This is a genomic window from Gilliamella sp. Pas-s27, from assembly GCF_009795865.1.
Taxonomy (GTDB): Bacteria; Pseudomonadota; Gammaproteobacteria; order Enterobacterales; family Orbaceae; genus Gilliamella.
On sequence record NZ_WTEW01000008.1, the window covers coordinates 71,682 to 93,366 of the forward strand.

A 21,685-nucleotide genomic window follows, 5' to 3' on the forward strand; every position below is an offset into this window, starting at 1 on the left:
TTGTTCTCTTACTTGTATTTTAAATTATCATTCTTGATTTTCTGCAAAATTGGACAACAAATTTTTAATATATTCAATACGTTCATTTCGTTGTAATTCTGATTTTTGTAATTTTAATCGATTTGAGCTTTCTAAGCGATAATTTTTTGGCTCTTTTTGGATTATTTCAATCAAATAATCAACGGATACTTTATTATTACTGCCAAATTCAATATAACCACCTTTTTCGCCAAATTCGATTTTAGTAATCCCGAGTTGGCATGCATGATAGCGGATTTTGGTCGTTTCTAATAAAAATAGCACAGCATCGGGTAATTGCCCAAAGCGATCACGCATTTCAACTTGAATGTCGGTGAGCTCATCAAGGTTATCAACGCCAGCAATCCGTTTATAAAGCGATAGTCGTGTGTTAACATCAGGAATAAAGTCATCGGGAATTAATGTTGGTAATCGTAATTCTACTTCGGTGTGTTGACTATTAAGTAATGATTCGAGTGTCGGTTCTTTTCCCTCTTTTAGCGATTTAACAGCGTCATCAAGCAGTTCTATATAAAGGTTAAAGCCAATGGTTTCGATTTGACCACTTTGATCACTGCCAAGCAGTTCACCTGCACCACGAATTTCAAGATCATGTGTTGCTAAGGCAAATCCAGCGCCTAAATCCTCGAGCGAGGCTATTGCATCAAGGCGTCTTTTGGCATCTTTGCTGAGTAATTTGGGATGTGGCGTTAATAGATAAGCATAAGCTTGATGGTATGAGCGACCAACTCGTCCTCGTAATTGGTGTAGCTGAGCTAAACCAAATTTATCGGCACGATCAATAATGATGGTATTCGCATTAGGGATATCTATACCTGTTTCGACAATGGTTGTACAAACCAGTAAGTTAAAACGTTGATGGTGGAAGTCATTCATAACTCGTTCTAAATCACGTTCGTGCATCTGTCCATGTGCGATGGTAATACGTGCTTCAGGGACTAATTCAGCCAAAGTTTCACTGACTTTTTCGATATCTGATACATCATTATGTAAATAATAAATTTGCCCTCCGCGTAAGATTTCGCGCAAAATGGCTTCACGAATAACTAAATCGTCGTACTCTCTAACAAATGTTTTCACCGCTAAACGGCGAGCTGGTGGTGTAGCTATAATTGAAAGATCACGCATACCACTCATCGCCATGTTTAGGGTTCGAGGAATTGGTGTTGCAGTAAGTGTTAGAATATCAATATTGGCTCGCATTGCTTTGATGCGTTCTTTTTGACGAACGCCAAATCGGTGTTCTTCGTCCACAATTAACAGACCAAGATCTTTCCATTTAATCTCTTCTTGTAATAATTTGTGCGTACCTATCACGATATCGACTTTCCCTTCGCTAAGGGCTTCAATAATAGCTTTTTGTTGTTTGGCCGTTTTAAATCGCGATAAGCTTTCAATGCGTATTGGCCAGTTAGCAAAGCGATCGCAGAAACTTTCATAGTGTTGCTCGGCAAGTAGGGTAGTTGGTACTAAAACGGCGGTTTGTTTATGATTAATAACGGCTAAAAAAGCAGCACGAATCGCTACTTCCGTTTTACCAAAGCCAACATCGCCACATACTAATCTGTCCATGGCATAAGGCGAACACATATCGCCAATGACAGCACCAATGGCATTTTGTTGGTCGTCAGTTTCTTGGTAAGGAAATCCTTGGCAAAATAGTTCATACTGTTCACGGTCTTGTTTAAATTCAAAGCCGGGTTTGCTTTCACGTTCTGCGTAAATATCAAGTAATTCTGCTGCGACATCACGCACTTTTTCGGCGGCTTTTTGTCGTGCTTTACTCCAAGCATCAGTGCCTAATTTGTTGAGTGGTGCGTTTTCTTCATCACCGCCAGAATAACGACTGATTAAATTTAGTGACGAAACAGGCACATAAAGCTTAGTATCATTAGCGTAAAGTAAAATTAGGTATTCCGCTGTAATGCCACCTGTTTCTAACGTTGTTAGTCCTGCATAGCGACCCACACCGTGTTCTAAATGCACAACGGGTTTACCCGGTGTTAGCTCAGCCAAACTACGAATGAGTGAGTCAGTATTAATTGCTTGTTTATTTTCTTTTTTACGACGAATAATACGCCGACCTAATAGTTCGTTTTCAGTAATAAAAGCGTAATTTTGTTGCTGATCAATAAAGCCTTGCTCACTGGTACCAATCATTAAACAAAAACGGTTATCCACCTTTGTTTGTTCATCAAGTTGGTGAATAGATGTTGGGTGAATACGAATTCGCCCAAGAATTTCTTGTAAAGCCTCTTTGCGTCCTTCTGATTCAACTGAAAAAATAATTTTCCCCGAAAAATCAGCAATAAATTTTTGAAATTGCAAATAAGGATCTTTTTGTTGGATTTGAATGGCGATTTCAGGCAATGCACAATAAGGTAAATTAATATTTCTATTTGATTCAGCTATTGTCGTATTTGATACAACTATTCTTGGGTAGTGTTTGAAATTGGCAAAAATCTCATCAATTTTAGACCAAATAATTGCTGGCTCAAGTAATGGGCGCATTGGGTCGACTTTGCGGTTTTCATAACGTTGTGTAATATCTTGCCAATATTTGTTAGCATTTTGTTCAATATTAATGGTGTTAATGATTAAGGTATTGGCTAAAAAATAAGAAAATAGTGACGTTAGTGGCTCGTTAAAAAAGAGGGCTTGCCAATATTCAATGCCAGTTGGCAAAATATTTTTACTTACTTGTTGATAGATGCTTTCGGGATCTAATCTTACTTCAAACTTTTCTCGCCACTGACTACGAAACAGTTCGATTGATGTTTTATCAAATGGAAATTCGTGTGCGGGTAATAGTTGGATTTCTGCTATTTCGTTAAGGGTTCGTTGGCTTTCAACATCAAAGGTACGTATGCTGTCTATTTCATTGTCAAAAAAATCGATACGATAAGGTCTATCACTGCCCATTGGATAGATATCAAACAGCTCGCCACGAGTGGCATATTCGCCATGCTCCATAACTTGGCTAACTGAACGATAGCCGGCATTTTCAAGCTGTAAACGCAAGTGTTCACGACTAATTTGTAGCCCTTTTTTCATCATAAATACATGTCCGCCTAGGTAGCTTTGTGGGCAAACTTTTTGCATTAGTGTATTTATTGGTAAAATCAATGCACCTTTCGTTAAATGTCCAAGGTGATAAAGGCAGGATAAGCGTTCTGATACAATATCTTGATGTGGTGAAAAACTATCATAAGGTAATGTTTCCCAATCAGGAAAAAAGATAGCAGGAAATGGTGAAAATTGTTTGAGTTCCCCATGTATACGGGCAGTTTGTTGCATATCATCAGTAATAATCACCACTAAACCATCGTGTGCGTCTATTGCTTGGGCACAAAATTGTGATAACGAAGAACCAATAAGTTGCCCAATTTGCTTAATTTCACCTGGTTTTTTAGGCATTAATGTTGAGATATGTTGTGTTTTAGGCATGTGAATTCGTCGATTTTGCTGAAAAATTATCTCCAGATTATAACGTAACTACATGGTTGTTTTCTATAACTGTTTAATCCTGTATGATAAGCATCTTGTATTTAACTAGCAAAACTTTGTCAAAAAAGTTTCAGGTAATCTATACGTTTATGTCAAAAATATTTCGTCCATTAGTCTTTTTTATTGGTTTGCGCTATGTGTATGGGCAAAAAACGGATGGCTTTGGTCGCTTTGTGTCATGGTTGTCGATGATTGGTATTATGCTTGGTTCTATTGGTCTGATTGTAGTTTTATCAGTCATGAATGGGCTTGAAGACCAGATGCAAGGCAGTATCTTGAAGTTTTTACCTCAGGCACAGATCACAAGTTCACAGGGTCGTATTGATCCTAACGTTGTTACTGGTGAGCAATTTAGCCATATTCAAGGCGTTAATCATATTAGTCCTTTAGTTACTGGTGATGTGGTTTTGCAAAGTGAACAAAGTATCACGGTAAGTACCTTAATGGGTATTAATCCAGAAGATAATGATCCAATCAATGATTACATCTATAGCGGTTCTGTTTTAGATTTGCAAGCAGGGCAGTACAATGTCATTATTGGGCAAACATTAGCTAATCAATTAGGCGTAACAGTTGGTGACAAAATCCGCTTAATGGTGACTGATGCTAGTCAAATTACACCAGTTGGTCGTATTCCTTCACAACGTTTGTTTAATATTGTTGGACTATTTTCAGTTAATCATGATATTAATCAAGCGCTCATTTATGTTAATCAGTCCGATGCTAGAAATCTATTACGTTATCCTGCCAATATGATAACCAGTTGGCGTTTGTTTTTAGATAAACCACTTGATATCGCTACGGTAACGAATACTCAATTATCAGACGGATTAGTTTTTAATGATTGGCGAGCTAAACGTGGTGAACTGTTCCAAGCTATTAAAATGGAAAAAAATGTTATGGGCTTATTGATTAGTCTGATTGTTATTGTTGCCGCTTTTAACATTATCACCTCGCTAAGTTTACTTGTTATGGAAAAGCAAGGCGAAGTTGCGATTTTGAAGACGCAAGGCTTGTCTCGCTTTAAAATTATGCTGATTTTTATTATTCAAGGAGCAAGCTCAGGGGTAATTGGCACGTTATTAGGTAGTACAATTGGTCTATTAATTGCTTGTTATCTAAACGAAATTATGCAAGTGCTTGGTTTATCGTTTGCAGGCATTCAATTACCATCATTGGTTGAACCAACACAAATTATTTTTATTATTATTGGATTGCTTATGTTATCGCTAATTTCAACTATTTATCCTGCATATCGTGCAGCCAATATCCAACCAGCCGAGGCTTTACGTTATGAATAAACAAATATTGCTTAGTGCCAAGAACCTTTATAAAACTTATAACGAAGGAAAAATGGTCACCGAAGTACTAAAAAATGTCACATTTGATATTTACTCTAAGTCATTACTTGCCATTATTGGTAGTTCAGGCTCAGGTAAAAGCACGTTATTACATCTATTAGGAGGACTTGATAAACCCACTTCGGGCGAAATTATGTTTAAGTCTAAACAACTTAACCAACTATCCGAAGTCGAAAAGGCACAGCTACGTAATCAAGAAATCGGCTTTGTTTATCAGTTCCATCATTTATTACCTGATTTCACCGCCTTAGAAAACGTTGCAATGCCATTATTAATTGGTGGTGTATCGCCTAATGAAGCAAAAAAACGTGCTATGGTAATGCTTGAAGCGGTTAATTTGGCCAAACGAGCCAACCACCGTCCATCTGAACTATCAGGTGGTGAGCGTCAGCGTGTGGCAATTGGGCGAGCATTAATTAACAACCCAGCACTGGTCATGGCTGATGAGCCAACTGGCAATTTGGATAAATCAACCGCTGACGCAATTTTTGATTTGCTTATTAAACTAAATCGGGAACATGGCACCGCATTTTTGGTGGTGACGCATGATCTTGAACTTGCCAATAAACTTGATAAACAAATGGTGATGAGAGATGGGCAACTATCTGTGAATACATCATCAGATAATCAATCAATGGATAATTAGCATGAATTTATCTTTAATTACCGCTATTAAATTCCGTAAAGGTCGCCGTAAAAGTGGTATGGTATCGTTAATTTCGATCATCTCAACACTCAGTATTGCCATTGGTATTGCAGCCTTAATTATTGGATTAAGTGCGATGAACGGCTTTGAGCGTGAGCTACATAATCGTGTTTTATCTGTAGTTCCACATGGGCAACTATATCCTGAATATGGCAATTTAGATAATTGGCAACACATTCAACAAGAACTCAAGAGTAACAGCAATATTGTATCAGCCTTACCGTTTGTTAATTTTACTGGATTAATTGAAAACGGTAGCAAACTTGGGGCAGTACAAGTGCAAGGGCTTGATCCCAAGCAAGAAGCGCAAGTTAGTGCACTGCCTAATTATGTTCTGAATAATAAATGGCAAGACTTTAAGCCCGATAGACAGCAAGTTATTATTGGAGCAGGGCTTGCTAAAAGCTTGTCAGTAAACGAAGGTGGGTGGGTTTCTTTATTAATTCCTGTATCGAGTGGACCAAATCAACTCAAACCGCCTAAACGTGTTCGTTTACAAGTGGTGGGCATTTTAGAGCTAAGCGGTAGCTTAAGTAACAATATTGCATTGATCCCCTTAACGGATGCGCAAAAGCTACTCAATATGGGTGATAGCGTTACAGGTATTATGGTTAATGTGAACGATGTCTATCAAGCTAATAACCTTATTGGGCAAGCTGTATTAGCACTTGATGAAACTCTGGCATTTAATAGTTGGGAACAGACCTTTGGCTTTATGTATCGTGATATTCAAATGATCAGGCAAATTATGTATTTGGCTATGATTGTGGTAATTGGTGTGGCATGTTTTAACATTGTGTCAACATTAGTGATTGCCGTTAAAGACAAACAACGTGATATCGCCATATTAAAGACCCTAGGTGCAACCAATCGATTAATTCGACATATCTTTATTTGGTATGGTGTGATATCAGGGTTAATTGGTAGCGTAATGGGCGTTGCTTTAGGCGTGGTATTGTCTTGGCAATTATCAAATATTATGAGCGGAGTTGAATCGTTACTAGGGCATAAAATTCTAAATAGTAATATCTATTTTATTGACTTTTTACCTTCTGAAATTCATCTATTTGATGTGGTCATTGTGTTTATTACTGCCATGTTACTGAGCTTAATTGCTAGTTACTATCCAGCTAAACGGGCTTGCAAAATTGAACCTGCACGGATTTTAAATAGCTTTTAATCGTGTTTTTGCATAAAAAAGGCGCTGTTTGATGATAATCAGCGCCTTTTTATTGCTAATAATAGATGTAATAACTACTCGGCAAAGCGTAGTGCATATATTGCGTATAGATCCCTAATATTGTTACAGCAAATATAAGGCTAATCATAAGTAAACTTAGTTTACTTGGATATTTGAACATTTTAAGACATAAGCAAACCGCTCCACCAAGCACAAACCCAGCGCAAGCGCCACCGATATGAGCCATATTATCGATTGAAGGTAATAACCCTATCCCAGCAGTTAACACTAAACTAATTAGCATTGCTTTAACAGGCATTTCTTGTATATTGGTTTTAAACACCAAACAATAAGCTAGCAAAGCGGTAATAATGCCTAAAATTGCCCCGGATGCTCCACAGCTGATTACATTTTGATTGATGGTAGCAATATCGCTTGATAAGCTCCCTACTAGTCCTGAAAGGAAATAAATACCAATAAAAGCAACACGAGGAACACGCTGTTCTAAAATCGGTCCTGTACTCCATAAAGCGAGCATATTCATTGCTAAATGTGTCACACTGACATGCATAAATAAATTAGTAAACATCCGCCAATACTGACCGGAAAAAGTCAACTCTGCGATATCAGCACCCCAATCAATCAAAAATCGGTTTTCATTTAGTGGCGAAAATCCACGACTATCAACTAGCCGAAATGCAAAAAAACATAAAATATTGATGACCACCAACGTCGTGGTCATTTTAGATTGACTAGCGTAATACTTGATATCATTTAACGTACTCATCAAAAAGGTCCTTTTTAGTGTTAAATTGTATTGACAATGTGGGGTTAATCTAATCGTTTACCTAGTATCACCAAATCGCGCTGAATATTGTCAAGCTCCGCAACATTTGGAAACAATCCCCATTGTTCATACTGCATCTTTTTAAATAGATTGATACTAGGTGTGTTATGACCAAATATATAACTTAGTATAGTTTGTATACCAGCTTGTTTAGCAAATTGCTCAATACTGTTAATCATAAACTGCCCAATTTGCTTACCCCGATAGTCTTGATGAAGATATAAGCTAATTTCAACGGTTTTGTTATAGGCAGGGCGACCATAAAATGAAGATAAACTTATCCAACCACAAGGCTTATCTTGATATTTTATTAGCCAAAGAGGACGGTTTTGTGGGTTATGTTGATTAAACCAATCTAATTTGCTTTCAACAGAAACGGGCTGTGTATCAGCAGTGACTTGGCGGCTAGCAATGGTTGAGTTATAAACATCGACAATAAATGGTAAATCGTCTAACAAAGCATCGTGATAAGTGATCATCTTCTTTGTGGTAAGTGATAAAAGGAGATTATTGTAGTTTTATTATGTGTTATAGGCAATAAGGGATATTTTGATTAAAAAAACAAATAAAGTTGATGATGATTTTTTATTTAAAAAATCCAATAAAATCAATACCTTTTCTGACTGTTTTTTTATGTAAAAAACACATAAATTACAATCACACATTACAACCAAACAAAGGTATATTTAATTATAGATTTTATTTTTTGATTTCCTAAATTTAAAAAAATCGTATAAAAATTTGTCAGGAAAGGCATTGATTTTATTAAAGTTTTTTCTGTGCGTTTTTTTGAACACAAACCTCTCCAAACCCTTTTTTTTACGATAATTTAAAACTCAATAAAATCAAAATATTAGAAAACAGCTTAAAAAAAGGGTTTTCAAAGGCAAAATTGTTGTTTATCTTTATATAACAAGATTTATTAAATCTTGAGTTCTACCTTAACGCCGTATAGGCGGTTTAGAAAAAAGCGAGTGGATGCTTGAACAAATAAGAGGGTCTTAACGCCGTATAGGCGGTTTAGAAAAATGCAAAAGCATTTTACGACATTTGCAAAGCCCTTAACGCCGTATAGGCGGTTTAGAAATGCTAGAATAGCCGTTTCAGCATTTAAATATTCCTTAACGCCGTATAGGCGGTTTAGAAAGTCTTTCGTATCGCAACGATAATAAATTTTTGCCTTAACGCCGTATAGACGGTTTAGAAACGGGCACATTTGGCAACAGCTGAGCACAGTGAAGATGGCCTCGTAGAGGGAGTATCAGGATGATACGAGTAGCGTAGCCGAAGGCTACATTCTGCAGCCTTGCGAGGGTTTTTAGGGGATTTCGCAAAAAATCTTCTAAATCGGATGTGATCACAACAGCTATTTTATCCACCCAAAGCCTAAACGTCCGAAACCACGGCACACAACCCATTTTATGTACTAACAAAAAAGAACTATTTTGATAAAAAAGCGGTCAGGAAAGTTACTGATTTTATTAAAGTTTTTTTGAAAATTATTTTAAGTAAAATCAGCTGTTTATATAAACTCGTATTAATCAATGGTTCAAATAAGAGATAATTTTGCCTCAAATTTTTCAAAATAGTACATCTATTTATTTCATATTTGAAGTTTTTAAAAGCGACATAAGTCGCTTTTAATCTTTGAATTAGTCAGTCCATTTTCCTGTATTAGTTGGTCTATTAAGACTAATCATTGCTTTGTGAGAATTTTGGCAATTTAAACTATCACCGTGGATTTCACCGTTCTCACATTTTTTACGGTATTCATCTAGTAGTTCTTTGTTATTTTTGAAATCTTCTACTGTGTAAGTTTTTTCATTACATCCAAATAAAAACAAGCCAGTAATGAATATTAATATTTTTTTCATGGAAATTCCTTACAATTATTAGTTAATATTTAATTATGATTTCTCTACGCATATAAGGAATGTTTTAATTATAGCTTTTTATTTTGTTATTAAAATAAGAATTTGTTTTTATTTAACAATTTTTGTTTTTTAAGCTTAAAATTGATTTTATAGCTCAATAACCACTCGTCCACGCGTAATGTCACTAATGGATTTTTGTAGGGGCGGTGATTTGTCTTTTGTTATAGCGATATCTACTTTTACGCCTTCGGCATCAAATTCTTGATTTTCAATTAATGCATCAAGTTCTTTTAGACGGTTTTCGATAATAGGCCATTCACTATAATAACAGTGAAATTGCAGTGGAATACGAGCAATAAGTTCGATCAGTTCTGCTTGTTGTAAGCAGTGGCTGGCCGATCCGCCATAGGCACGAATTAAGCCACCAGTGCCAAGCTTTATGCCGCCAAAATAACGTATTACTACTACGACAACTTGATCGCAATCTTGCCCTTCAATAGCAGAAAGGATAGGGCGACCTGCTGTGCTGGTGGGTTCGCCATCGTCATTAAATCGATATTGTTGACCAATCTTCCATGCCCAGCAGTTGTGAGTTGCATTGGGATCGCTAACGTGATCGATAAATTGCATTGCTTGTTCGGCTGAGGTGATCGGCGCCGCCTTGACAATAAAGCGGCTTTTTTTAACTTCTTCTGTTAATTCAGTTGGATTTGCTAATGTATATGGCATATTAATTCTGGTAAAATCGTTTTATTGCGATTAATCATACTCAGCAGATTTAAAATGTCTATCAATTTACAACAATTAAAGCAAACACAACAGACTTTGGCCAAGCAGATTAAATGCGATGATGACTTTAATTCCACAGTAAATTATGTTGGTGGTACCGATGTTGGCTTTGAAGATAATGGCAAGGTAACTCGAGCGGCAATCGTCATTTTGCGTTATCCAACCTTCGAGGTTGTTGAGTATCATATAGCTCGAATTGAGACTACATTTCCTTATATTCCAGGTTATTTGTCTTTTCGGGAATATCCTGCGCTACTTGCCGCTTGGCAGCAGGTAAAACAAAAACCCGATTTACTGTTAGTTGATGGGCAAGGTATTGCGCATCCTAGGCGGTTAGGTATTGCGAGCCATTTAGGCTTGTTGTTAGATATGCCGACTATTGGTGTGGCTAAAAAAAGGTTGTGTGGTGAGTCTGAATTATTAGCAAAAAAAGCTGGCAATGTTACGCCTTTGTTTGATAATAAAGAACAGGTTGGTTGGGTACTGTGTAGTAAAGATAATTGTAATCCGCTGTTTGTTTCGATTGGACATCGAGTAAGTCAAGATAGTGCTTTAAAATGGGTTAATGCTTGTTTACGTGGTTATCGTTTACCAGAACCGACCCGTTGGGCTGATGCAATTGCTTCTAATAAACCATTATTTAAAAAGTTCCTCCATGCAAAATAATCTATTACCCTTAAAAAAAGGGGGGTTTACCTTTAAACGTTTTTTTGTTGCTCATGACAAAAGTCCAATGAAAGTTACAACCGATAGTTGTTTGTTAGGGGCGTGGGCTCCCATTGTATCTGAGCCTAAAAAAGTGTTAGATATTGGCTGTGGTTGTGGTGTGATTGGGCTGATGTTAGCTCAGCGTTTAGAATATTATTCTTGTCAAATAGATGCAATTGATATTGACGCACAAGCAGTGATGCAATGTCAACAAAATAGCGTACAGTCAGGCTTGACTTTGATTAATGCAATTCATACTGATATTAAGCAATTTTCACCGATCGATGAGGTTGGTTATGATTTGATTGTGACTAATCCTCCTTATTTTGAACCAGCCGTCGATTGTCGAAATAGTCAAAGGCAATTAGCTCGTTATACTGAGAGCCTTAATTATCAACAGCTTATTGATTCAGTCAGGCGTTTATTAAATCCTGAGGGTTTATTTTGTTTGGTGTTACCATATCATTTATCACATCAGTTTGTGCAATTATGTTTGTCGAATGGATTATTTTTATTTAGAGTGATGAATGTTAAGTATAGTGTAGGTAAAGATTTTTCGTTGTCGTTATTAGTTTTTTCATACAATAAACCAAATAAAATCGATCAGCAACAATTGTGTATGCGTGATGATGATGGGCGTTATTCTCAGGCTTTTAGAGAATTATTAGCCGATTTTTATCTATTCCGTAAATAACTGTCTAACATCATTAAATCGGCTTTAATTGGGTAAGATGTAAAAATAGATGATAGCTATTAGTGCCAAGGTGATGATGACAATAGCATACACTTTATCGTGTAAGTAACTAAAGGCCGATAAAGATCGTTCCTTTCTGGCATAAAGGTAAAAAAGCAGTCCTACACTATAAAGTATCATTGATAGTAATAGGTAAGATACCCCCCCTGCATAAATGAGCCATATGCCATAAAGCGATCCGCATGCACCAATCATGATTAAGTAGGCATTGCTTTGTTTAATGGCTAATTTAAAAACAAAAAGTGCAGAAAGTAAGTAGGGGATAAGCACCATTGAGGTTGATAATTGAATTAAGGTGTTGTATCCAGATTGATAAAAATGGGCAAGAATAATTAATACGGTTATTAGGCTTGTTGTTAGCCATAATGCGTTGGCAGGTGTCCCTGCTTTGTTGAGTTTCCCAAAAAAGCTTGGTACGGTATGTTGTTTGCCTTGACCACTTAAAAATAACATTTCAGCAGCAAGCATTAGCCACGATAATAATCCACCACTTACTGATACAATTAAGCCAATATTAATTAAGGTTGCTCCCCAACTACCAATTACGTGTTCAATCACTAAGGCCATTGATGGATTTTTCATTTGTGCAAGTTCTTGTTGTGGTACAATACCAAGCGATAACACAGAGACACAAACAAGTAATAAGCTAGTAATGGCAAAACCAAAGAAGGTGGCACGACTGATGCTGATCATGTTTTTTGCTCTGGCAGCATAAACGGTGGCACTTTCAATTCCTAAATAGACCCAAACGGTATAAAGCATGGTGTTTTCGACCTGCTGTATTATTGATCCTAACTGCGGTGATCCCCAAAAATCCACTTTAAACGTCGATATTTTAAATGCAAGGCTAACACAGACAATAAATAAACCAATCGGTACAATTTTTGCTAATGTCACTAGACAATTTAATAAAAAAGCACGATATATTCCTTTTAAGACAAAATAATGTACTATCCATAAAAATACGATAGCTGTAATAATGGCAGGTAAAGTGGTGCCATGACCAAAAAAATTAAAACAATCAAAAGATCCCAGTGCACTAAATAAGATCACTAAGTAGCTGGTACACGACATCCACGCCGATATCCAGTATCCCCATGCGGCATTAAAGCCGATATAATCACCAAAACCTTCACGGACATAGCCATATAGTCCATCATTGATTTTGTAAAATCGAATCGATAAATACTGAAATATTCGCGTTAGCATGAACATGCCGAATAGGGTTATCCCCCATGCAATGAGAATGGCTCCAGTACCTGAACCTTCGGCCATGTTTTGTGGCAGACTAAAAATTCCACTTCCTACAATACTGCCAACAACTAATAGAGTAAGGGGAAGTATGCCTAGCTTTTTTCGTATTGGTGTATTCATCGATTCACTTATTTTTTAGTTAAATATTAGTTAGCTTTCATTGGGTTATTTTAAAATCTTAATGACATGCAACTTACGCCACCATCAATTTTTTGATATTCAGAGGTATCCACTTCAATCACTTGGTAACCTAGTTTTTCGATTTTTGCTTTTGTTATTGGGTAACCTGCTGGCATAATTACTCTATCATTTACCCAAATGCAATTGGCTGCATAACTTTCTTGTTCAGGGATTTCAATAATATTAAGGTGCTTAAATTCGGGTTTAGTTATAAATTCCCCTGTGGCTAATAAATTGTTATTTTCCAAATAAGCAAGCCCAGTTTTTAGGTGAAGAACTTTTTCTAGTGTTACGATAGATCCCGTTAATCCATACTTTTCTAAAATAGCAATCATTTGTTTAGCACCAGCTTGGTTGGTTCGAGCTGATAAACCTATGTAGTAGTGGTTTTCAACCATCATTATATCCCCCGCTTCAACAGTTCCAGGTGCGGTAATTCTTTCTATTTTATTTGGATAAAATCTTTCAATGGTATCAGCGATGATTTCAGTTTCTTCCCTGCGGCTTTCAGCTCCTGGTCTTGTTATAATGGCACAATGTGGTGTACAAAGAACGGTATCTTCAACAAATACGGAATCAGGAAAGCGTTCGTCAGCAGGTAATATGGTGATATCGACATCGCACTGTTGTAATGCTCGAATATAATTATTGTGCTGATCTAAGGCTTTTTGATAATTTGGTTTGCCTAAATTAGCCGATGTTAAACCATTAATTAGTGATTTAGCTGGTGTTCTTGCAATAATATGACTAAACTTTTTCATTTTTAACCCACCTTTGTTTTATAATTATGCTGTATTTTTGAATAATAATTCACTAAAAAAACTAAATCAAGCTTAAATTTGATTTTTTATGCAATTTTGTTGTTGTGGTGTTTAGCTCTGAATTATTGTCGATTTTGAATTGTTGCGGATATCGCGAGTAGGTTACTAATTGATAATTGTGTGTTGGTATAGAAGTGATAGGGAATACACAAAAAAGGGTAATATTAATTACCCTTAAAAAGATATTTTTAAATGGGTGGGTTATTCACCTTCAAAATCGACTAATGTAAAACAATTAATGCCCATATTAGTGAGTTTAGTTTTTCCCTCTAAAGTGGGTAAATTAATTACAAAGGCGGCATCTTGGGCAATGCCGCCTGCTTTTTGGATCAATTTTGCTGTTGCCGCAACTGTACCGCCAGTTGCCAATAAGTCATCGATGATTAATACGCGTTCACCAGCTTTGATAGCATCTGAGTGAATTTCGAGCGTGTCTGTGCCATATTCTAGTTGATATTCTTCTTTAAATACGTGACGCGGTAACTTATTGGGTTTTCTTACTGGTACAAAACCAATATTTAATGCTAATGCAATTGGAGCGGCGAAGATAAACCCACGCGCTTCGGTGCCAACCACTTTATCTATTTTTTTATCTTTATAGTGATCGATTAATAGCTCAACCGAAGTACGAAATGCAACAGGATCTTCAAGCAGGCTAGTAATATCACGAAATAGAATCCCTTTTTTAGGGTAATCTGGTATGGTGATAATACTATTTTTAATAAGTGCAAGTTTTTCTTGTAATTGAGTCATATTAAATGTTCTCTATATCATTTCTATAAGAATGGACAATTTTTTATTATATACTCTCGCCATTTGGCATGGCAATAAACAAAAAGCAATATCGGCATAAATTAAAATCCTTGACTTGGTTTTTTACATTTTTTTACAAATAAATACAATATTCAGACAGTTTATTTTGTAAAAAGCAGATAATTGAATAAATTTCATATAAAAAAGGAAATAACATAAAATTTATTAAATTACTTATCTTTATTGGACTTTCTGTATTGAGTTTTTGGGGGAATGCCAAAACAAATAATCAAATACAGGTTCGTTCTGAGAGTGAATGCTTTTAGTTTTTATCTGAATATTTTTTTTCGTGTTCAATTAGCCAACGTTTTCGTTCTAATCCTCCTCCATATCCCATTAACTCACCATTTGAGCCAATGACTCGGTGACAAGGTACAATAATCGCAACTCGATTAAACCCATTTGCATTTGCAACGGCACGTATAGCTTGTGGGGTATTGATTTTTTCTGCTTGTTGTTTATAGGTGGTTAGTTTTCCATAAGGAATTTGTTTTAAACAATCCCAAACGGTTTTTTGGAAGTCTGTTCCTGGTGTATGCAATTTGACATTAAAATGTTGTCTTTTCCCTTGGAAATATTCATCAATTTCTTTTTTTATTTGTTTTATATGGTTATTATCACCAAAAATAATTTTCATTTTTAGCTGTTTTTGTAGTTGTTCGAATTCAGTTTCTAGCATCCTTCTATCTACAAATTCTAATAAGCAAATACCTTGATTGGTAGAGCATACAAACATGGGACCTAATGGCGTTGTTAAGCGATTAATTAAAATAATGTCTTGATCAATACTTTCTAATGGTGTGTTTTTGATGATTTTTTTATAAGTATATCCAAAACCACTTAAAGATTCATATCCCGTATTATAAGCGGTATTAATAACCTTTTTTTCGACTTTAAGCTCTTGAAAGGCTTGATTAATTCGGTACATCCTTTGATAAGTTTGGAAGGTGATTCCGTAATGTTTTTTGAACCAGCGTCTGACCATTTCAGGGCTTATTTGATGTTTTTTTAATATGGTATCAGATACTTTTGTTTTAGGATTTTCTGTAATTAATGTTATTGCTTTAGCAACGTCAATGGGGGTTTCATTAGCATTTTCAGTTGGTTTGCAAATTTTGCAAGGTCGATATCCTGCATCAAGTGCAGCTTTAAATGTACTAAAAAATTCAACATTTTCAAATTTTGGTTTTCGTGCTCTGCAAGTTGCAATACAAAATACAGATGTCGTTTTAACCCCTGCATAGAAGATTCCCACATAGTTTTGATCTTTTGTGAGTAAAGCTTGATAATATTCTCTTATTTTGTCCGCATTACTAATAATCATAATTTTTTTAAGCCTTAATTTTATTACATCTAATAATTAGTATGCATATTAAATAATATAGTAGCGGCTGCAACCGAAAAAACGACAACTATTTTTTATATTGAAAATTTGTCATAAAGGAAGACTTTAGAATAAAAAACTTAACCATTTAATGATGTGTTGGTTAAGTTTTTTGTTTAATTTGTGTATAAAGGCGAATTGTTTAACGATTTTGCGACAAAACTATTAACTGATAGTGCTGCATTAAGTTTGCCTTGAATAGCTAATGCTTGTTGCTTTGATTCACATTGGGTAAAAACACATGCACCAGTTCCTGTTAATCGAGTAGTGCCATATTGTGAAAGATAAGTAATTATATTGTTTACTTTAGGGTAGCGTTTTCGAACAACATTCTCACAATCATTTTTAAATTTGTTAAACGGCAGAGAAAGTAAATCAGTGATGTTTTGGGCTGGTGTATTACGGGTGAGTTCAGGATCATTAAATATCTTAACTGTGGATATTTCAATATTGGGGTAGGCGACTAAATACCAGTGTTCAGGAATGTCGACGCTTTGGAATTGATCACCAATGCCTTCAGCAAAAGCTGTATGCCCATGAATAAAAATAGGTACATCAGCACCAATTGTACGTCCAATTTTGATTAATTCGTCAGTTGATAAGTTAAGTTGCCATAACTGGTTTAGTGCGACTAATACTGTTGCAGCATTGGAAGAAGCTCCACCAAGTCCGCCACCCATTGGAATTGTTTTATTAATTGTAATATCTACACCAATATTTTTTTTGTTAGCATAAGACTTTAGTCGTTCCGCAGCGATCATAATTAAATTCTTATCGTCAGGAATGCTGGCAAATGGTGTTAATAACTTTATTTTATCATCTTGACGGACCGTAAACGTCAAGATGTCATAATAATCTACAAATTGAAATAGCGTTTGTAAATTATGATAATTATCAGCACGACGACCTGTAATATATAAAAATAGATTTAATTTAGCAGGTGATAACCATTGTTTCATAAATATAATCCGTTATCGTAGAACCCAGTCACTAATTTTTAAGCGGACAATTTCATCATCATGGGTAAGTTCAATAATTGCAGGTAAATCAATTTTTTTATTTTTATAGGTATAAGTTTTATAACTTGGAATTTTTAATGTCCATTTATTATTACCTTGCATAAAGGTGGTTGATATTAATCGCCCTGAATTATCTAATTTGTCAGCATTAATATTGTTTGAAAATCCTTTTAACCAATTATGTAAAGAATTTAATGGTATATTTACGTTAGAGATTTTTCTCATTAGATTTTCAACGTTGACATCTTGATAACTTCCACCGTTTTTATCAATAAGTTGTGCATAATTAGGCTCAGCTTTTAAGGTTAAAATATTGGTACCAACAGGTGTAGTTAATTTGACTTCGTAATTATCTGTTGACTGTTGGATAATTAAAAATCGGCCATAATTACGGGACTTATCGCTCATATGAGCAATACTGCCGTTTACTTGGAATGCATTTATTTGTTGTAGATTTTGTTGGTGAGCTTGCCATTGTTGCTCAACTGAAGTGGAATTTTGCGATTTAGTTGCTTGGCAAGCTACAATAAATAAAGATAAAATGATAACAAAAGTATATTTGATATTAGACATGAAATAACTCTTTAGTTGTTAATGTTTGTTGTCAGTGATAAGTGCATTATAACCGATAATTATTTGAATAAGAAAAAGTAACTATGCAAATTAATCTTTATTCTTTTTTATGTATAATATAAGTTAGAGCACGCTTAATAAAATAATTATATCTAATATAACCTTCAAAAAAGAAGTAATGCAATGTCAATTACAATATTTGGTGTTAATCATAAAACAGCACCAATCGCTTTAAGGGAAAAGCTAGCTTTTCATACTGAGATTGTCGATAAGGCACTATATAGCTTATACCAACATCCTTTAGTTGAAGGGTGTGTTATTTTGTCTACCTGTAACCGAACAGAAATTTATCTTAGTTATGAACATCAAACTGATTATCTTAAATTAAAACAATCGGTTGAGCGTTGGTTAGCGCAATTTCATCATATTGATCTTGAGCATTATCAAAATTCACTTTATTGGTATGATGGTCGACAAGCTGTTGAGCATTTGATGTCGGTTGCTAGTGGTTTAGACTCCATGGTCATTGGTGAACCGCAGATCTTAGGGCAGGTTAAGCAAGCATATTGTTTTGCACAAAAGCAAAATTGCTTATCAGTTAAATTAGAAAAATTATTTCAGACCATATTTCATGTTGCTAAAATTGTTCGCAGTGAAACTAATATTGGGGCCAATACAGCATCGGTTGCTTATGCGGCTTGTTTAGTTGCTCGTCGTCTTTTTGTTGATGTGTCATGTTTAAATATTATGCTTGTTGGGGCAGGGGAAACGATAGAGCTTATTTCTCGTTACTTAAAGCCCCATGGATTTAATAAAGTTTTTATAGCTAATCGCACCCGTGAAAAGGCATTAAAACTTGCCTCTAATATTGATGCAGAAATCATCTCATTACCAGATATTGCTAACCGGTTAAAAGATGTTGATATTGTGATTAGTTCAACCGCAAGCCCTTTACCTATCATTGGTAAAGGAATGGTTGAACGTACCTTATGGGCTAGAAATAATCGTAAAATGTTGTTTATTGATTTAGCAGTTCCCCGTGATGTAGAGGGGGAAATTAGTAACCTTGATAATGTGCATCTTTATACTATCGATGATTTACAAAAAACGGTTAAAAATAATCTAGAACAACGGGCTATTGCTGCCAAAGAGGCACAGTATATCATTCAAGAACATGCAGAAAATTTTATTGATTGGCTTAAAGCTAGACATGCTGTTGCTTATGTTAAGCAGTATCGTAGTAATGCAGAAACTGTTAAACGTGAGTTGCAAATAAAGGCTTTAAATGCGATCAAGCAAGGTGCTAATATTGATGAAGTGCTTTCTGAATTTTCGCATCGTTTAACCAATAAATTAATTCATGCACCTACCCAAACATTACTCAACGCAGCTACACATGATTGTGATGACTGCTTTAAAGTGCTGAGTAAAGGCTTAGGGTTAAAAGAACATTAATAAATTGACAGTCTTCTTAGCTGGATAAGTAATAAATTGGATCAGATTGAATTTTTTGACATTCCAAGCCCTTGTAAGCGCATTTGTGAAACAGATAAGCAAGGCTATTGCGTTGCGTGTTATCGTTCTAGACAAGAAAGATTCAATTGGTTGACCTTTAATGATAGCCAAAAGAAAGAAGTTTTACGCTTATGCAAACAACGAGCATTAAAGCGTCATTATCTATTATTACAGCAGCAACGCCAAAAATTAAATTCTATCCCATCACAAATTGAGCTTAATTTTTAAAATCTAATTATCTATTTTTAAACTGTGTATTGTAATATTATCTAACTCAGAGTAGGATTTCACTTAAATAAGTATAGCATAAGTTTGCTAACTTTTTAATTTAACTGGAATTGATAAAATATGAAAATGTGCATTGCTTGTGGCATGCCAATGACCAGTATTGGTGATTATCCATTGCTGGATATGTCAAAAAACTACTGTAAGCATTGTTCCAATAAAGATGGATCAATGAAAACATTTGAGGAAAAATGGCATGAGGTTGCATTACACTATGCTAAAGACCACAATATTGATAGCTCTGTGGCGAAACAGACTGCTTATGTTATTTTAAAAAAATTACCTGCTTGGAAAAGGAAGATTTAGACGTTTTTTTAGGCAGATAAGTTGCTTTGTAGATAATATCTGTTGCAGATATTACAAAGCTTAGTATAATGCCAACGTTTACTTATTTACACTTCAAAATGCCAGTGTGGCGAAATTGGTAGACGCAGCGGATTCAAAATCCGCCGCCCTTAAAAGCGTGTCGGTTCGAGTCCGACCACTGGCACCAATAAAATCAATAGATTATCTTAACTTTTCTTATGTCGCAACTTTATTAAAAAGTAGTAAATGGCAGTTAAGATTTTCAGAAACTTATCAGCATAGATTTCTATCATACTGAATTGCTAAAATTAGTATAAGCCATAAATTTTAGTTATAATAGATTAATGAATAATTTATTTTAAATTTTGGTATACTGATCATTTTGGCAGATAGTATCACTTTTCGTTAGACCATGTAAAATCTTGATATCAGTCCGAATCTAGGTTTTTTACATGTAAATCATAAAACATTAGTTTGGTTTTTAAGTAAAATAATTATATTTTTCCTTAATGGCAATGCAAAAAAATTATTTTGAAAATAAATTGAGTTATAATTAATATCATTAAAACTAAGAAAAAAGGACACTTTACTATGATGCGAGCAGGGTTATTTATTCTAACTAACTTAGCTGTTATGTTTGTATTTGGAATCATTCTAAGTATCTTAGGCGTTGATTCATATAGTACTCTAGGTTTACTTATTTTTGCAGCAATATTTGGTTTTGGAGGTTCTTTCATATCTCTTCTGTTATCTAAGCGAATGGCTTTGCGGTCAGTAGGGGGAGAGATCATTACTCAACCGAGTAATAGTCAAGAACAGTGGTTGCTTGACATTGTCCGTCGCTTATCAACAGAACTTAATATAAAAATACCAGATGTAGCTATCTATCACGCCCACGATGTTAATGCTTTTGCTACAGGTGCAACTAAAAATAGCTCACTTGTTGCCGTTAGTTCTGGCTTATTAAATACTATGACCCAAGATGAGGCTGAAGCAGTAATTGGTCATGAAATGAGTCATATAGCTAATGGTGATATGGTCACAATGACTTTATTACAAGGTGTACTTAATACTTTTGTTATTTTTATTTCACGAATTTTAGCCTCTATTGTAGCTCAAGCATTAGATGACCGTAATCGTGGTTTATCACAACTAGCGTATTTCGTGATAGTCATGGTGTTTGAAACAGTATTTGGTATTTTAGCTAGTTTAATAGCCATGTGGTTTTCTCGTTATCGAGAATTTCACGCCGATGCTGGTTCGGCTAAATTAGTAGGCAGCACAAAGATGATTGCTGCGTTAGAAAAACTAAAAACTAGCCATGAACCAATTGAAGATACTTCAATTTTAGCATTCTGTATTAATGGTGCGAAAAAAGCAAAATTTTCTGAATTGTTTATGTCTCATCCACCATTAGAAAAACGTATAGAAGCTTTACGAAACCAAACTTACCAAAGTTAATGATTAGAAAATACAAGCATTATTGAATAAATAATGCTTGTAAAATAAAGAACAAGCTACTAATTAGTTATATTTCAAAGAGTTCATAATGTCATATCGTATCACCAATAATAAATTAGAATTACTTAGCCCTGCCAAAAATATCGAAATAGCAAAGCAAGCTGTAACTATCCCCTAAAATAGTACAGCAAAAAAGTAGAAAATTCTCTATGATAAAAGAAAAGGGGGATTTAATTATGAAAAAAATGACTGAACATCAAATCGTCGCTATTTTAAAAGAAGCTGAAGCGGGTATTCCGGTTAAAGAAC

At 35.1% G+C, this 21,685-nt stretch carries 20 protein-coding genes, 1 tRNA gene and 1 CRISPR repeat array; of the genes, 10 read left to right on the top strand and 11 right to left on the bottom strand.

Annotated features, from left to right (window positions below):
- Nucleotides 1-27: 27 nt before the first annotated feature.
- Nucleotides 28-3,486: a transcription-repair coupling factor gene (mfd, locus tag GQ589_RS04710; protein WP_160424876.1), complete on the bottom strand. Its 3,459-nt coding sequence runs from the start codon at nt 3,484-3,486 to the stop codon at nt 28-30.
- Nucleotides 3,487-3,644: 158 nt separating this feature from the next.
- On the opposite strand from mfd, the gene lolC reads away from it, so the two are divergent.
- From lolC to lolE, 3 genes are read left to right on the top strand one after another with little or no spacing between them, the layout of a single operon-like run.
- Nucleotides 3,645-4,847: a lipoprotein-releasing ABC transporter permease subunit LolC gene (lolC, locus tag GQ589_RS04715; protein ID WP_160399959.1), complete on the top strand. Its 1,203-nt coding sequence runs from the start codon at nt 3,645-3,647 to the stop codon at nt 4,845-4,847.
- Nucleotides 4,840-5,553 carry a lipoprotein-releasing ABC transporter ATP-binding protein LolD gene (gene lolD, locus GQ589_RS04720; protein ID WP_160411520.1) on the top strand — a complete coding sequence of 238 codons (714 nt, stop codon included), beginning with the start codon at nt 4,840-4,842 and terminating at the stop codon, nt 5,551-5,553. Before lolC ends, lolD begins: the two co-directional genes overlap by 8 nt.
- Before the next feature lies 1 nt (nt 5,554).
- The gene (gene lolE / locus GQ589_RS04725) at nt 5,555-6,793 is read left to right on the top strand and encodes a lipoprotein-releasing ABC transporter permease subunit LolE (protein ID WP_202115027.1); all 1,239 of its coding nucleotides are present in this window, start codon (nt 5,555-5,557) and stop codon (nt 6,791-6,793) included.
- A gap of 55 nt (nt 6,794-6,848) precedes the next feature.
- Here the strand turns inward: lolE and GQ589_RS04730 are convergent, their stop codons facing one another.
- From GQ589_RS04730 to GQ589_RS04745, 4 genes are all read right to left on the bottom strand, one after another.
- Entirely contained in the window at nt 6,849-7,580 is a 732-nt protein-coding gene (locus tag GQ589_RS04730) for a rhomboid family intramembrane serine protease (protein WP_160424878.1), read from the bottom strand.
- Between the two features lie 44 nt (nt 7,581-7,624).
- The gene (locus tag GQ589_RS04735; protein WP_160399922.1) at nt 7,625-8,119 is read right to left on the bottom strand and encodes a GNAT family N-acetyltransferase; all 495 of its coding nucleotides are present in this window, start codon (nt 8,117-8,119) and stop codon (nt 7,625-7,627) included.
- A gap of 460 nt (nt 8,120-8,579) precedes the next feature.
- A CRISPR array of direct repeats spans nt 8,580-8,847; the repeat unit is 28 nt; unit sequence CCTTAACGCCGTATAGGCGGTTTAGAAA.
- Between the two features lie 445 nt (nt 8,848-9,292).
- A complete protein-coding gene (locus GQ589_RS04740) occupies nt 9,293-9,514 on the bottom strand; it encodes an EexN family lipoprotein (RefSeq protein ID WP_160399921.1) in 222 nt (73 codons plus the stop codon).
- 147 nt (nt 9,515-9,661) lie between these two features.
- A complete protein-coding gene (locus tag GQ589_RS04745; protein WP_160399920.1) occupies nt 9,662-10,243 on the bottom strand; it encodes a YigZ family protein in 582 nt (193 codons plus the stop codon).
- A 60-nt stretch (nt 10,244-10,303) separates the two neighbouring features.
- Between GQ589_RS04745 and nfi the strand changes: the two genes are divergently transcribed.
- Both nfi and GQ589_RS04755 read left to right on the top strand, forming a co-directional pair.
- Entirely contained in the window at nt 10,304-10,969 is a 666-nt protein-coding gene (gene nfi / locus GQ589_RS04750) for a deoxyribonuclease V (protein WP_370519418.1), read from the top strand.
- Nucleotides 10,959-11,705 (top strand): tRNA1(Val) (adenine(37)-N6)-methyltransferase, encoded by a 747-nt coding sequence (locus GQ589_RS04755; RefSeq protein WP_160399918.1) that lies wholly within the window; start codon nt 10,959-10,961, stop codon nt 11,703-11,705. The genes nfi and GQ589_RS04755 overlap by 11 nt, the downstream gene beginning before the upstream one ends.
- Before the next feature lie 24 nt (nt 11,706-11,729).
- On the opposite strand, the gene GQ589_RS04760 is transcribed toward GQ589_RS04755, so the two are convergent.
- The 6 genes from GQ589_RS04760 to lolB all read right to left on the bottom strand — a co-directional run bounded on the left by GQ589_RS04760 (nt 11,730) and on the right by lolB (nt 17,809).
- On the bottom strand, nt 11,730-13,139 hold the full coding sequence (locus tag GQ589_RS04760) for a basic amino acid/polyamine antiporter (RefSeq protein ID WP_160411524.1): 1,410 nt from the start codon (nt 13,137-13,139) through the stop codon (nt 11,730-11,732).
- 50 nt (nt 13,140-13,189) lie between these two features.
- The gene (gene ddaH / locus GQ589_RS04765) at nt 13,190-13,960 is read right to left on the bottom strand and encodes a dimethylargininase (RefSeq protein ID WP_160424880.1); all 771 of its coding nucleotides are present in this window, start codon (nt 13,958-13,960) and stop codon (nt 13,190-13,192) included.
- 261 nt (nt 13,961-14,221) lie between these two features.
- Complete coding sequence (gene apt, locus GQ589_RS04770) at nt 14,222-14,773, bottom strand: adenine phosphoribosyltransferase (protein WP_160399915.1); 552 nt, start codon at nt 14,771-14,773, stop codon at nt 14,222-14,224.
- 322 nt (nt 14,774-15,095) lie between these two features.
- Nucleotides 15,096-16,157, bottom strand: a complete 1,062-nt coding sequence (locus GQ589_RS04775) for a bifunctional transcriptional activator/DNA repair enzyme AdaA (protein WP_160424882.1) — start codon at nt 16,155-16,157, stop codon at nt 15,096-15,098.
- Between the two features lie 176 nt (nt 16,158-16,333).
- Nucleotides 16,334-17,176 carry a 4-(cytidine 5'-diphospho)-2-C-methyl-D-erythritol kinase gene (gene ispE, locus GQ589_RS04780; RefSeq protein WP_160424883.1) on the bottom strand — a complete coding sequence of 281 codons (843 nt, stop codon included), beginning with the start codon at nt 17,174-17,176 and terminating at the stop codon, nt 16,334-16,336.
- A gap of 12 nt (nt 17,177-17,188) precedes the next feature.
- Nucleotides 17,189-17,809 carry a lipoprotein insertase outer membrane protein LolB gene (lolB, locus tag GQ589_RS04785; protein WP_160424885.1) on the bottom strand — a complete coding sequence of 207 codons (621 nt, stop codon included), beginning with the start codon at nt 17,807-17,809 and terminating at the stop codon, nt 17,189-17,191.
- Between the two features lie 183 nt (nt 17,810-17,992).
- Between lolB and hemA the strand changes: the two genes are divergently transcribed.
- The 5 genes from hemA to htpX all read left to right on the top strand — a co-directional run bounded on the left by hemA (nt 17,993) and on the right by htpX (nt 21,376).
- Nucleotides 17,993-19,264, top strand: a complete 1,272-nt coding sequence (gene hemA / locus GQ589_RS04790; protein ID WP_160424887.1) for a glutamyl-tRNA reductase — start codon at nt 17,993-17,995, stop codon at nt 19,262-19,264.
- A gap of 36 nt (nt 19,265-19,300) precedes the next feature.
- The gene (locus tag GQ589_RS04795; protein WP_160424888.1) at nt 19,301-19,552 is read left to right on the top strand and encodes a DUF1289 domain-containing protein; all 252 of its coding nucleotides are present in this window, start codon (nt 19,301-19,303) and stop codon (nt 19,550-19,552) included.
- 120 nt (nt 19,553-19,672) lie between these two features.
- Nucleotides 19,673-19,915, top strand: a complete 243-nt coding sequence (locus GQ589_RS04800) for a zinc ribbon domain-containing protein (RefSeq protein ID WP_160424891.1) — start codon at nt 19,673-19,675, stop codon at nt 19,913-19,915.
- A 100-nt stretch (nt 19,916-20,015) separates the two neighbouring features.
- Nucleotides 20,016-20,102 (top strand) — tRNA-Leu (locus GQ589_RS04805).
- Between the two features lie 404 nt (nt 20,103-20,506).
- Entirely contained in the window at nt 20,507-21,376 is an 870-nt protein-coding gene (htpX, locus tag GQ589_RS04810) for a protease HtpX (protein WP_160424893.1), read from the top strand.
- Nucleotides 21,377-21,685 lie beyond the last annotated feature (309 nt).

Excerpts from the sequence above, each read along its gene's own strand:
- mfd (WP_160424876.1), bottom strand. The coding sequence starts at position 3,486 with ATGCCTAAAACACAACATATCTCAACATTAATGCCTAAAAAACCAGGT.
- lolD (WP_160411520.1), top strand. The coding sequence starts at position 4,840 with ATGAATAAACAAATATTGCTTAGTGCCAAGAACCTTTATAAAACTTAT.
- lolE (WP_202115027.1), top strand. The coding sequence starts at position 5,555 with ATGAATTTATCTTTAATTACCGCTATTAAATTCCGTAAAGGTCGCCGT.
- GQ589_RS04730 (WP_160424878.1), bottom strand. The coding sequence starts at position 7,580 with ATGAGTACGTTAAATGATATCAAGTATTACGCTAGTCAATCTAAAATG.
- GQ589_RS04735 (WP_160399922.1), bottom strand. The coding sequence starts at position 8,119 with ATGATCACTTATCACGATGCTTTGTTAGACGATTTACCATTTATTGTC.
- GQ589_RS04740 (WP_160399921.1), bottom strand. The coding sequence starts at position 9,514 with ATGAAAAAAATATTAATATTCATTACTGGCTTGTTTTTATTTGGATGT.
- GQ589_RS04745 (WP_160399920.1), bottom strand. The coding sequence starts at position 10,243 with ATGCCATATACATTAGCAAATCCAACTGAATTAACAGAAGAAGTTAAA.
- GQ589_RS04755 (WP_160399918.1), top strand. The coding sequence starts at position 10,959 with ATGCAAAATAATCTATTACCCTTAAAAAAAGGGGGGTTTACCTTTAAA.
- GQ589_RS04760 (WP_160411524.1), bottom strand. The coding sequence starts at position 13,139 with ATGAATACACCAATACGAAAAAAGCTAGGCATACTTCCCCTTACTCTA.
- ddaH (WP_160424880.1), bottom strand. The coding sequence starts at position 13,960 with ATGAAAAAGTTTAGTCATATTATTGCAAGAACACCAGCTAAATCACTA.
- apt (WP_160399915.1), bottom strand. The coding sequence starts at position 14,773 with ATGACTCAATTACAAGAAAAACTTGCACTTATTAAAAATAGTATTATC.
- GQ589_RS04775 (WP_160424882.1), bottom strand. The coding sequence starts at position 16,157 with ATGATTATTAGTAATGCGGACAAAATAAGAGAATATTATCAAGCTTTA.
- ispE (WP_160424883.1), bottom strand. The coding sequence starts at position 17,176 with ATGAAACAATGGTTATCACCTGCTAAATTAAATCTATTTTTATATATT.
- lolB (WP_160424885.1), bottom strand. The coding sequence starts at position 17,809 with ATGTCTAATATCAAATATACTTTTGTTATCATTTTATCTTTATTTATT.
- hemA (WP_160424887.1), top strand. The coding sequence starts at position 17,993 with ATGTCAATTACAATATTTGGTGTTAATCATAAAACAGCACCAATCGCT.
- GQ589_RS04800 (WP_160424891.1), top strand. The coding sequence starts at position 19,673 with ATGAAAATGTGCATTGCTTGTGGCATGCCAATGACCAGTATTGGTGAT.
- htpX (WP_160424893.1), top strand. The coding sequence starts at position 20,507 with ATGATGCGAGCAGGGTTATTTATTCTAACTAACTTAGCTGTTATGTTT.